The sequence below is a fragment of the Oceanimonas sp. MB9 genome, from assembly GCF_011319775.1.
Classification (GTDB): domain Bacteria; phylum Pseudomonadota; class Gammaproteobacteria; order Enterobacterales; family Aeromonadaceae; genus Oceanimonas; species Oceanimonas doudoroffii.
Genome location: NZ_VFBE01000005.1, coordinates 1,265,421 through 1,277,299, shown reverse-complemented (window position 1 = coordinate 1,277,299; position 11,879 = coordinate 1,265,421). Strand labels below are relative to the sequence as shown.

At 46.3% G+C, this 11,879-nt stretch carries 14 protein-coding genes; 1 reads left to right on the top strand and 13 read right to left on the bottom strand.

From position 1 onward, the window contains the following. Positions 1 to 210 precede the first annotated feature (210 nt). The 11 genes from OJHNALOF_RS09295 to OJHNALOF_RS09245 form a co-directional block, all read right to left on the bottom strand. Positions 211 to 543 carry a nuclear transport factor 2 family protein gene (locus OJHNALOF_RS09295; RefSeq protein WP_165661832.1) on the bottom strand — a complete coding sequence of 111 codons (333 nt, stop codon included), beginning with the start codon at positions 541 to 543 and terminating at the stop codon, positions 211 to 213. 221 nt (positions 544 to 764) lie between these two features. Then, the gene (locus OJHNALOF_RS09290; RefSeq protein WP_370462306.1) at positions 765 to 1,175 is read right to left on the bottom strand and encodes a GNAT family N-acetyltransferase; all 411 of its coding nucleotides are present in this window, start codon (positions 1,173 to 1,175) and stop codon (positions 765 to 767) included. A gap of 9 nt (positions 1,176 to 1,184) precedes the next feature. Then, complete coding sequence (locus OJHNALOF_RS09285; protein ID WP_165661831.1) at positions 1,185 to 2,093, bottom strand: M14 family metallocarboxypeptidase; 909 nt, start codon at positions 2,091 to 2,093, stop codon at positions 1,185 to 1,187. Positions 2,094 to 2,213: 120 nt separating this feature from the next. Continuing rightward, positions 2,214 to 2,420 (bottom strand): GDCCVxC domain-containing (seleno)protein, encoded by a 207-nt coding sequence (locus tag OJHNALOF_RS17115; RefSeq protein WP_094199348.1) that lies wholly within the window; start codon positions 2,418 to 2,420, stop codon positions 2,214 to 2,216. 79 nt (positions 2,421 to 2,499) lie between these two features. Further along, positions 2,500 to 2,901 (bottom strand): GFA family protein, encoded by a 402-nt coding sequence (locus OJHNALOF_RS09275; protein WP_094199349.1) that lies wholly within the window; start codon positions 2,899 to 2,901, stop codon positions 2,500 to 2,502. A 94-nt stretch (positions 2,902 to 2,995) separates the two neighbouring features. Beyond that, positions 2,996 to 3,931 carry a DUF2971 domain-containing protein gene (locus tag OJHNALOF_RS09270; protein WP_165661830.1) on the bottom strand — a complete coding sequence of 312 codons (936 nt, stop codon included), beginning with the start codon at positions 3,929 to 3,931 and terminating at the stop codon, positions 2,996 to 2,998. A gap of 50 nt (positions 3,932 to 3,981) precedes the next feature. Then, positions 3,982 to 4,464 (bottom strand): hypothetical protein, encoded by a 483-nt coding sequence (locus OJHNALOF_RS09265; RefSeq protein ID WP_165661829.1) that lies wholly within the window; start codon positions 4,462 to 4,464, stop codon positions 3,982 to 3,984. A 102-nt stretch (positions 4,465 to 4,566) separates the two neighbouring features. Continuing rightward, the gene (locus tag OJHNALOF_RS09260; protein ID WP_165661828.1) at positions 4,567 to 5,463 is read right to left on the bottom strand and encodes a hypothetical protein; all 897 of its coding nucleotides are present in this window, start codon (positions 5,461 to 5,463) and stop codon (positions 4,567 to 4,569) included. Positions 5,464 to 5,543: 80 nt separating this feature from the next. Next, positions 5,544 to 7,451 carry an ATP-binding protein gene (locus tag OJHNALOF_RS09255; RefSeq protein ID WP_165661827.1) on the bottom strand — a complete coding sequence of 636 codons (1,908 nt, stop codon included), beginning with the start codon at positions 7,449 to 7,451 and terminating at the stop codon, positions 5,544 to 5,546. A 103-nt stretch (positions 7,452 to 7,554) separates the two neighbouring features. Further along, on the bottom strand, positions 7,555 to 8,247 hold the full coding sequence (locus tag OJHNALOF_RS09250; protein ID WP_165661826.1) for a hypothetical protein: 693 nt from the start codon (positions 8,245 to 8,247) through the stop codon (positions 7,555 to 7,557). Continuing rightward, the gene (locus tag OJHNALOF_RS09245) at positions 8,247 to 8,879 is read right to left on the bottom strand and encodes a DarT ssDNA thymidine ADP-ribosyltransferase family protein (RefSeq protein ID WP_165661825.1); all 633 of its coding nucleotides are present in this window, start codon (positions 8,877 to 8,879) and stop codon (positions 8,247 to 8,249) included. Before OJHNALOF_RS09245 ends, OJHNALOF_RS09250 begins: the two co-directional genes overlap by 1 nt. Before the next feature lie 1,011 nt (positions 8,880 to 9,890). Here OJHNALOF_RS09245 and OJHNALOF_RS09235 point away from each other — a divergent pair. Beyond that, a complete protein-coding gene (locus tag OJHNALOF_RS09235) occupies positions 9,891 to 10,598 on the top strand; it encodes a phage integrase N-terminal SAM-like domain-containing protein (RefSeq protein ID WP_305081007.1) in 708 nt (235 codons plus the stop codon). A gap of 291 nt (positions 10,599 to 10,889) precedes the next feature. On the opposite strand, the gene OJHNALOF_RS09230 is transcribed toward OJHNALOF_RS09235, so the two are convergent. After that, positions 10,890 to 11,537 carry a DsbA family oxidoreductase gene (locus OJHNALOF_RS09230; RefSeq protein ID WP_165661823.1) on the bottom strand — a complete coding sequence of 216 codons (648 nt, stop codon included), beginning with the start codon at positions 11,535 to 11,537 and terminating at the stop codon, positions 10,890 to 10,892. 7 nt (positions 11,538 to 11,544) lie between these two features. Then, positions 11,545 to 11,826, bottom strand: coding sequence for a DUF503 domain-containing protein (locus OJHNALOF_RS09225; RefSeq protein WP_165661822.1), 282 nt, complete (start codon positions 11,824 to 11,826; stop codon positions 11,545 to 11,547). Positions 11,827 to 11,879: the final 53 nt, after the last annotated feature.

The window sequence follows — 11,879 nt, the reverse complement described above, 5'->3', positions numbered from 1 at the left end:
GTTGGCGATGAGCGCAGCGAATCCCAACACTTCCCCCGGCCACCCCACCGCCTGAACCATCGCAACCCGCCTGCAGGAACGTGTAACTTCGTCGCACAACAAGCCACTCCAGCGACCCCAATCACTGGAGCGCAGGCGGCTCGCCTGCATATTGCCGCAACGCGGCAACTTCAATTCATTCCCACGCTCCGCGTGGGAATGCATACCAGTTCAGATATCCTTGCCTGAGCGAATACAATACGAATTGATGTAAACGATCTTTCCCTTCTCAATGTGGTAAACATCGCAGTATCTCACATCACCATCGACTTCCCGCCCCTCGACCACGACCGAGTGTGCTCCGACGGTAATGTGTTCATTCCGAAAGTTGGGGCACCCCTGCTCCGTCATCTGAGCGCAGAACGCCTGTACGGAACCGACCCCGGCAATGGTTTTCTGCCCGACTACCTCCCACCTGACGTTAGCATCGAGGTGTGGCAGACAGGGTTCAAGCCGACCTTCAGAAAACGCTTCACATCCTTTACGTACCGCTTCATCCACCATGACTGCCTCCTTGAGCCGAATCTCTTCTCGGCACAACGCCGTTTTCCCCAAGGAATGAGCGCGATCCTGTTCAATAATTATAGAAAGAGGGAGTTCCGGCCATCATGCCCGGTAAAGTGCGTCATTCCCACGAAGGCGGGAATCCATTCCTCAGGCTCACCCGGTGCATCAGATAAAAATTCGCACCACAAATCATTATGTAAAATACAAACTCAAAACTCTTACAACACTCGGCTCATGCGGTAATACGCCACTCCGTGCTTGTAAAACCGCTCCCCTTCCACCGCAAAACCAAACTTGCCATAAAAAGCCGTGGCCGACGCCCTGGCATCAAACCAGAGCTTCCGCACGCCGCGCTCACGTAAATGCTCAATCAAAAACTGCAGCATCACTGAGCCCATGCCCTGCCCCTGACAGGCCATTTTGGTAGCGAACTTGCGCAGCCTTGCCGTGTCGCCGCTGAAAAACACCGAGGCCACGCACACCACCTCGCCGTGTTGCCGAATGCCAAAGTGCGCACCGGCGTCGTCCTCCGCCACTCTGGAAAACGCCACCGGCTCATTCGGCCATAACACCGCATGACGCAGCGGCAGCACCTCCTCTACCGTAAGCACTTCAACCTTCACGTTCACCCGGGTCACCTAGCGATGCGCCAGCGCATAATCGATGGCCGCACACACCGCTGCCACCTGGGCGGCATTGCACTGCTCGGGCGTGGCGCGGGGGCTGTCGGGGTACACTTCCGTGGTGGTCTTGTAACGAGCGGGCGTGATGCCGGCGCACAGGCCAAGCATCGTCAGCGGATATTCAATCACGCCTTTGGCCACCACCGGTGAGCCGATGATCTCACTGTTATCATCAGCGGGAGCAATGTGCGTGACCTTTTCCACCGCCGCGATCACCGCCTGCTGAAACCCGGGTTGCGGATGCTCGCTGTCATCTACCAGATAAAAGCCATCGGGAATGCCGCAAGGTTCGAATGGCTGGCCGTCTCGCGCCGCCAGCGCCGGGCGAAACTCGCTTTCATCGGTATTCGTGGTCTCGTGCAGATCGATATGCAGCAACACTTGCCCACGCACCGGCTCCACCAGTTGCATCAGCGCCGCCGACTCATGCGCCGGGCTGTTTTCCCGAAAAGAACGGTTAGGATCCACTGCGTTGGCATTCCAGCGGTGAATGCGCTCATAGGCCCAGGGGCTGACGCAGGGTGCCACCAGCAGATTCACCCGGCCGGCATAATGCTCGCCGTGCTGCTCCACAAACTGCAAGGCCCCGTGCACACCACTGGTTTCATAACCATGCACCCCGCCGGTCACCAGCACCACCGGCAAATCGTTCCGCCAGTGGTTGCGAATGGCAATCAGCGGAAAACGCTCATCGCCATAATTCAGCTCGCTGTACTGCTGCACATCAAAGCGCGAAGCCAGGCGCTCGATGACACTCAGCACATCCGCTTGATAACTGCGCTGGCGGTGTTGCAGTGCCAGCCATGCGGCGCGCTCCGCCTCGCCCCAGGGCTGGCCGGGCGTACCAATGGGATAGGTATTCATGTGATGCCTCCGGGTAATCCATGCTTTCGGGCACTCTATCTGGTGCAAACAGGGCTGACAAAGCGCAACGTACGCTGAGGTAAACTCAGATAAGCATGTTATCACGCAGCTGATTTCCAATTAATGGCATGATTGGCCCCGCTGTACCGGAGGACAGGGCGTATCTCCATAAGAACAAAATACACAGCAATCGCCATGCCTGGGTTTAAGCATGGTTTTGCAGTTTTTACATTCATAAAAATACTGACAAGCATCCTCTGGCATGGTCTCCGTTTCCCTGTGACCGCACTTTGGGCATGTTACCTCAGATGTGAATTTGGGTTTCATAATTCACCTTTATTTTGAGGTCTAACGCCCCTGTGCAGCGGCAAGCGTAGCGAGCCACGGTTTGTTATGTGATAGCTGTTCACTCTGGCAGCCCCTCGAATTCTGGAGCGTTCCCTAACCCCTCGTCCCAATTAGCTTTGCTGGATAAAAAGATATGCGCTGTTGGTGCCATAGGTATTTCAGTATTCAAGCATCCTGCTGGAACGACAAGTAAACCTGGGATCTGAGTACTTGGCAATGCAGACCCACACAATTTGCAAAAGCTCTTGTTATGACTAGTGCCTGGAAACGTAAAGGTCGTCACAGCATCTGCACCCGACCGCCAGACCAATTTAGCTGAATGTGAGAATAGATTTGCTGCATGAGCCGACCCCGTATCTTTTTGGCAATGCTTACAATGACACAGGTAAAAACTATCAAAGTCCCCATGGACCTCAAATGTCACTATGCCACACAGGCAAGAACCAGCATGCTTAGTCATTGGATTCCTTCTATGGCCTGCATATGACGCACACATAACGTTTTGCACACCGGCGGCGAGTAGCGCCGTCCGAGTGCTGCAACTTGTTATGTGATCATTGCTGAATATCTAGAACGAACTGATTATGTTTCATTTGCAGCTTGAGGACTTCTATGTTTTTTCTTTCACATATTTTACGGATAGTATATTCGTTATCTGCAGATATTCTTGCACCTAAAATTACGTGTTTAGGCTTTGGCATACGGTAAGACATTTCTTTTTGTATGAGCATATTACCAAATACAAGCCTCCACTCTTTTTCATAAGACCATTCGGTACTTTTCATTAGTGCCGCTTGATTGAGATAGAGTATATTATCCACACTTTTATGCGGCCCAAAAACACCTGTAGCATCAAACATTTCATCAGAATAAATTACAGGATAAATAGATCTAGTCCTTACATCTCCATTACCTAACTCGTGAAAGTTATAGCCGATGCAAAATCCTTTATGATAATCAGCGTAGTGTGACCACATTAGTATAGATTTAGGATTTTCAGAGAAGCAACAGATTTTGAACATCTGTTTGAAACCCTCAGATGTTTCTCGAACTAACGCATTCGCACGTTCTTTCATTACATGACTTAGAGCTTTCCCACAAGTGCGACCGTAATCAGGTCTATCAGGGTAACTAAGTTCAAGCAACTTAACTGTAGGGTTGTCACTTTCCCTGATAGATTGAATTTGTTCTGTGGTTAACTCACTAATCAGACTATGCTCATGGGCCCTTGATAAAACTGAATCGGCATTATCAGAGTCTAGTTCTACCTCATGATGAAATGAGCAATCATAAGGATCATTGAAGCTTTTTGGATCAGATAACCAAATCGAGCCTTCTTCTAAATTCTTCAGAGAATATTCATTAACAGAGCGGTATTTATAAAGCTTTCTTGGAAGATGCTCATACTTCAAAGAAATGGCTTTATCTATTTTATCTACTGATGTTCTCTCAGAAAAAACTAACTCTTTATATTTTTTAAACCACTCCATGATGTTGAACTCCGATTTTGATCACATAACACCTCAATAACCGGCAGCTGCTAGGCTGTCCGGCGCCGAAGACGCGAAGTTGATTGACTTGTTACACGAAGCTTTCCTCGATAAGAAACCAAGATTTTAGCTTTTTCATTGTAAATTAGCCATAGAACTTCAAATATAAAAATTGGGAGTCCTATTATAATTTGCACAGTATCGGGCATTTCATTGAAACGTTGTAGAGCTCCCGACATTGTCAGCCACCAGTACGCAGCCAATGAACCAAAAAACAGGATAAGATATGCATGAGACCGAATTGACACATATGTCACCAGATCGCCATTCTGTCGTTGCTTTTTTATTTTATTAAGTTCTTTTGCTCGCTTTGATCTCCATGTCGCTCGAATCACACTAGGCATTCGACTGACCAAGCGAATAATAATGTTACGTAGACGATCTAAAATTGGCGACATCATATAAAGCAAAAACGGAATGACCACTGATGTAATAATGTTTTGCCATGTGAAAATCTTTTCGAAAAAATCCATATTTCCCTCTGTGTAACGCTTTGCTAAGCGGAAAACAATGGTTGACCAAAATCGCGAAGCGATAGCCAACTATTATTTTTCCGTTTAAGCAACTTGTTATACCTACTTTAAATTTCCAAATAGTTGACTGAAAAAGCCTGCATTATCGTTCATTACGCCATTAACACTTGATAAGCTAGTTACTCCATACTCACGGTAAAGGAATACATCCAATAGCAAACCATAAGATATATGAAGTAAAAAATATGCATGCGCATAAGTGTCTATTTTTGCCGCGCTACTCCTAAAAGGAGGGAAAACACCGCCGTGAAAGCGTTCATTTCTTGAATTGGCTAGAACGACTTTAACTAGAAATATTGCTAATTGATTTTCAGACATTTGGAATTTAACGCTATCTAGCTCTACTTCTTTCCCAGAGAAAATTAATTTCAGTAACCTTCCTGCTTTTCTCTGATCCGAAGGGCTTGGTTTTCCATTGCTACCAGGCTGATACTTTTTAACAAACTTCAATATGAAGTCATTTCCTAATGAATTCTTTGCTCGCTTAAAAAGCGTCGTGGCGTGGTCATCAACTTCAGCTGAAGCTTCTATGATTCTCTTTGCAGCATATTCACATGTTTGATAAGGAATAAGCTTTAAGTATTGTAAAAAGGTTGCAGCGGTATTTTGATCATTCAATACCTTATCGACAAACCCATCGAACCGTGAACAGTTTTTATCTCCTAACTCTTCCTGCACAATAAAAAACTCTGAGTCCAATGCCTTCCACACATGATCAAAAGCCAAATCAGGTCTGAGAGGAAGCATGTCGATAGCATCTAATAGATAGCCTAAATAAAATTGAAACTGATACTCTTCAGATAAATCTAATCTTACAGGAGTTAATGCCTGTTTAATTCCATTCTTTTCAAGAAGAGCTAAGAATTCTTTTTCGATTGGAAATTCGAATTTTTCAGGCCACTTGTTATTATAATCAACTCTCAATTGTCTTGTATTCATTTCATTCCTGCGATTAAATGCCAGAATTATGACCGTAGGTATAACGCTGCGTTCACCGGTTGATCCGGTGGAACGTTTTGTTATGCCTTCCTCTCAAATTCAAGCACATTCTGCTTTCTGAGTTCATTCTCTCGCCGCTGCTCTTCTAAAAAAGGGGCTCCTTTGACGCGATCATATAGCTTAAGAAGGCGGCTTTTCGCTCTAGATATCACCACCTGATAATCCAAAGGTTGAATAGTGCATCTATCATTATTCTCTTTTCTAGCATCACGTTCAAACGGATCAATTTCGCTGCCTAATACAAAGCACGTTACTTTAGTATCCCGGCTAATCAAGCCTTTTCTAAGCAACTCGCTGACATACCTCCAGCACTGGCCTTTTTCATCAGTGCTAATCGGTATTCCAGGTTTTTTGAGTTCTACTACGACAAGTCTATCAATCCCAATTTCACCCCCATCATCGTCATATCGGTGGTACGAGTAACTGCCAACTGTGCTATCAGGCAATATTGCGAAATCGGGCCTATTCCTAGTTCCTTTAATATCAGATTTAAAGAGCCCTTGAATTACCTTGGTCATCCCTTCATTCGAAGTAAATTCGATAGTTTCGTATTCTGGACCAAATATCCATAGCCCCTGATAAAAAAGCGGCTGAAGATCTTGGACCTCCCTCGTATTAACATCTAAAACACGTTCCCTTAGCTCGTCTAGAAGCTTCAACCTCATTTGAAGTTCATCCAGCACTTCCTTTGCAAGATCTAAGCTCCAATCAGACAAAATATTATGAAGATTATCGATCTGATCCGGATTGAGCTCGTGTAGTTTATTAATAAGTGAATACTTGGTGTCCGACTGCTCCATCTTTATTAAGACACCCGAGAGTTTAAGAAGGTCTTTCTCATTTAAGCCCGTACATTCACGCTGTATCTCAGCTACAAACTCTTCCCAACGTTCCACTCGGAGAGGCGTCAGTTTACCTAATTCTCCTTCATGGGCCTTCTTAACATTTAAAAACATACGCTCTCGCTTTTGCTTCGTCTGTCCAAGTATATGAGACCTTACAAACTCGAATACTTTACCCCTAGCCAATTCAAATTCAGGCGTCATATTGAAGCCAGTCCAATCTTTCTTAACCGAATCAGTGTTGGCCAGAAAATCTACATTAACTATGAAGGTATGGCGCTTAGCCTCAGACGATCTGCCATCGATGATTTGATCAAAACCGTAGCTTTTCCAATCAGCTTCCCCAACCAATCGACCATTAACATGCCACGCGATACCATGTTGCTTAGTTGTTTTATCTGCTTCGTTGGTATCTATTATTACAATTTCAATTACATCACCTGAATCCAAATAAATGCTATGTCGTGCAATATTTTCCTCTGGGATATGAGAGAAATTTACGGCTGTACCATTTACAAAACAAGTAAATGACGGATCTGTCAGGAAGCGCATGCCAATCTCAGACCGCACCGCTTCTTCGCCTATCCGAGTCGATGAACTTTCCCGCAAAAATATTTTTGTACCTCTCTCTCTAATATATGTGACTGGAGGGTGCTTTACTAATGAAAACGGCGATTCGCCACTTCCCGGTTTTATCTCATATTCAATATGCTCTCCATCTTTATTGGAGGAAACATAATATGAGCCACCAAAGCAAAAGCCGGCAAATCTACCAACACCATTTCTACCAAATACTGTTCGTTTTCTGCTATTTACGATAACAGTACTGCCTTGGTTGTCGATTCTGTCGTAAGCAAGCGTCCGCCATCTAGAGCTGAATTCTTTCTCAGTTAATCCACAGCCATCGTCTTCGATAGAGAAGAATTGCTCATTCTCTTTAGTTGGCCAGGTGATTCTTACTTCACTTGCACCTGCATCCCAAGCATTTGCAACCAATTCAACTATCGCAATCTTTGGGTCATGCAAGATCGCTTTTCCAACGAGCTTTTCTAAAAAATTGGGCCCGAAAAGACATGATTGTTCCATTTAGATATCCTCCTTAGTTACAATTGCATAACGCCTTGCACAGCGGCGCGAGGTACGAGCGTCCGGCGCCGTAGGCGCGAACTGCTGCAAATTGTTAGGCAGTTTATACAAGACTATCTTGAACACCTATATTTCTTCGTTGATTATCATAGTGCTCTTTAGTGAACTTTAAAAAAGACTTTGGTGATTCCAATGCATCCTCTAGCAATCCAAGTTTAAGAAGGCTTAGGTACAAAGCAACTGCGTGAGCTTGGCAGTTTATTGATTTTTTTGGATTAAACTCGATGTCCGTAAAACACTGATAGCTTTTAACCCCATCTGATAGTGATACATTCTGGTGAAGAGCATTAATATATATCCAATCATAAAAATATGTTCGAGGAACCAACGGAAATTTCTTACCAAAAAACTCAAACTCAACTAAGTTTCCAGATTCCTTAAGCCGGATGTCTTTTTTCGCAGCGAGTGAGTCTAGGCCAAAGAGATCTTTATATGGACCTCCTCGCTCAAACACTTTGCTCCCCTGGAAAGCGGTTTCCACGGTGAACTCGTTTCCATATTTTTTAGTCTTTATTTTCAGGTTAAAGGCACTTAGGTTAACACCCAGATCTATTTCGGACTTGCTTGATATTTCGAGTATTCTCTCGTAGCCCAACTTCTGAACTACAGAATGCAGGGATTCAATTGACCTTTTCTTCTGTGAAGCGGAGAGACCTGGAAACCACTGAAAATCAATTGATTTTTCAGTGACTCCGACAAAGTCTTCATTCGGAATGAAAAGAGGTCGAACAGCCATTACTGATATTTCCGTTTGTAAGATCTTGCAGCGTAGTATCCTTTATTTTCGGCATGAATTTTTGCCTGCATATCACCGAATAGTTCTGAATAATTTTTCTTGGCTTGACGACTGGGAAATACTACGCCGATAAAATTTGACAAATCGATAGAATCGATTACTAAAACTTCTGCCTGTACATCTGTCGGATCATAGGCCTTTAAACACTGATCAGATCTTGATTCATGCCCCGGAATCTCATCATACATCCCCCTAAAAGCAGATATTCCGGCTAGATCACTAATCGGTATTCCACTTATTCGGGCATCCGCGGCATTGTGTTTACAGAACAGGCTATCTTGACTCCAAAGGACTCTGGGGTGGATACCGATCACACACCAATCTCCACCTTTTTCCATTCTATATTTATAAAACATCTGACTGTTTGGATGAGCGATAGATAACGAGATAGTATTCGTATGATTATCCAATCTTAGCTCATCATTAATTGCTGGCGAGTTTGCTAAGCCCGCAATCCTATCCCGGGATAACAAGCCTTCAGTCAATATGCTTTCCAAATTGGAAAGCTGCGTAAAATGCAGCAAACAAGGTACCTTTAGCTCTTTTGCATAACTTTCTATTTCATTCGACATCAAAATCCCCAGTCGATATTCTATCTGCCTAACATTTTAATAGTGAGCGTGCTCATATATGTTCAGACACCCACTCTCAGTAAACTTTATAAAATCCTGACTATACAATCATTTTATCTCTCTTAGAGCAATTACTCCGTGATCAAACTAAGCATGCTCAATATCTACACAGCTTTGCTCGTTATCTTCGTCACCGCGATATAATTCATTGATTTTAATAACCTTTAGTCCATCTTTCTGCTATACACGCGCACGCTCTGTTGATAACGCGCATGCAAATCTCACAGTCTGAAACATACTGTATGTTTACGGCTCTGTTCTTATTGGCTGTTGGTCAATGGAGTTACTCCTCCTCTCAATCAAGATGAACAAGAACTCTGTTGATGCTCGATGATTCTGAACCACGCCAAGTAGTTCTGTAGGTAAGCCGTTCCAACACCATAAAAACGTCCCATCCAGAGGCGCCATCGGCTTACGTAACTATTCAGTGTTTGAATGTGGAAAACACCATCTATCACTCGGCACTTATCAAGTGAGATCAACCTCTTGTGGTTAATACCCGTCGACTTCTTGGCGATGCGTATATAGCTCGGGTTGCCATCAGTACAAAGAACGGAGCCTTTACTCAGCATATGCTTCAGTCTTACCAAGGATGTATTGTGTAACTGATTGAAAGTACGTAAGCATTCTTTGCAACGATAACGCGGTATGTTCTTGTAATGTCCCCAATGAATGACTTTCTTAGAGCAACAATGAGGGCACTCTGGGATCCGTTCGTGTCTCTCGGCAAGCACTTGTATCAGCAGATCACGCCGAAGGTGGCTGGCAATATGCTCATTCGCTCGCTCCAGTTGTGGAGGAGTCAGATGTGTCAAAGAACGAAGTAAATCGAAGAAGTTGTTGTTGTCCATGTTCAGGCTCTCTTACAGCGGAACCTCTTTAAGACTAGATCACCAACAATGAACACGAACAGAGCCATGTTTACACAGTAAACATGGGATAGGTAACAGCATGGCTACCAGTCCGTTTTTGAATCGCATTCGCCGGGAGCTGAGCCTGGGTGGCTACAGCTTGCGCACCGAAAAAACCTACCTGCACTGGATCAAACGGTTTATTCGCTTTCATCGATTGCGACATCCAGCCGACATGGGTGCACCAGAAGTGCGCCGCTTTCTTACCTGGCTGGCCGCCGATTATCATGTTGCCGTCAACACGCAGAAAACCGCTCTCCATGCTCTGGCCTTTATGTATCACAAGGTACTGAACATCGAGCTTGGCGAGCTGGATTTTCATCGCGCCAATCAGTATCGCCGCCTTCCCGTTGTGCTTACTCAGGCTGAAGTCGCCTTAATCCTCAAACAACTGGATGAACGCAACCGGCTGATCTTTTCATTGCTGTATGGCAGCGGCCTCAGAATCACCGAGTGCCTGCGGCTCAGAGTGCAGGACATTGGCTTTAACGACGGCTCTGTTACCGTGCGTAATGGCAAGGGCAACAAAGACAGAAAAACCATGTTAAGCCAGCGGCTTCACGGCATGCTGCACCGGCAGATAGAAAGTGCCTTGTCGATTCAACAAGCAGATAACCTGAAAGGTGTTGGCCCGTCACTGCCTTACGCCATTGGCAAAAAATACCCCAATGCCTATCGTCAACCGGCCTGGATGTTTGTTTTCCCATCCGTCAGCCTGTGCAAACATCCCGTTACCGGGGCTGGCTAACAGGAGCTGCTTGGCCACAGCGATGTGCGTACCACTCAGATTTACACCCATGTGATCGGTCAGCACTTTGCCGGCACACACAGCCCGCTCGACTTTCTTGCCGGTGCAGATAAACAGTAACCAGATACACACTCCGAACGGCATCCACGCTACCGCCGGACCTTGCAGGCGGTCATCCTGATTGCAGCTCTGTAAATTTGCGACCTATTTTGACGCGTTGGCAGATTATTTCAATTGAGACCTATACAAAAACGGCCCGCAGTGCGGGCCGTTTTTGTATAACGAGCGTATTCAGGCGAATTCGGCGCCAATCTCTTGCAGGGCCTGCACCAGGGCATCGGGCTCCTGGGCGCCGGCAATCAGATACTGGTTATTGATAATAAAGGCGGGCACGGAAGTTACCCCTGCCTGCCGGTAAGTTGCTTCTTCTTCCCGCACCAGGTCGGCGTATTGATCCGAGTCCAGCACCTGTCTGGCTGTTGCCGGGTCCAGCCCCAGTGCTTGCACGCAACTCAGCAGCACGGCGTGATCAGACACATCCATCGCCTTGCCAAAATACACCTCAAACAGCGCCTGTTTCATGGCGGTTTGCCGGCCCAGCTCCCCTGCCCACTTCACTAGCCGGTGGGCATCAAAGGTATTGCAGGTTAACCGTTCCTGTATTTTTTCAAAGTTAAGGCCAAGATCGGTGGCAATGGCCTGCATGCGCTGCTGGTTGTCTCGCATCTCCTGCTCGCTGCGACCGTATTTTCTGGCCAGGGCAGGCAAAATGGGCTCCCCTTGCCCGGTGTGATCCGGGTTCAGTTCAAATGCCTTCCACTGCACGCTGAATTCATACGCGGGCGCCAGCCGTTCCATGGCCTGCGCCAGCCGGGCATAGCCAATGGCACACCAGGGGCAGGCAATATCGGAAACAATATCTATTTGTATCTTTTTCATAAGGCTCCTACAGGAATTCGCGGGTAACGCTGATGATGCGCGCTTCCACGGTGCACTGTATCTTGTCTTCAATGCGGCTGCACAGCGACTCCACCTCCCGGCGTGAGGCCGCCACCACCACAAATGACCATTCACTGACATCGTGACTGTTGTGTTCGCCACTTTCGCACACGGCCACCGACGGGTTGCGCCCGAACCGTTCGTGCATGCCGCCCATGCGCTGGCGTTTTTCCTTTAACGAGCCACAGCCCGGCAGAGAAAAGGTGGTGCTCAGCAACCCGATATGCATGTCGTCCTCCTTGCTGACGGTGTTACAGGGCCAGACAAGGATAGTGTTTCACG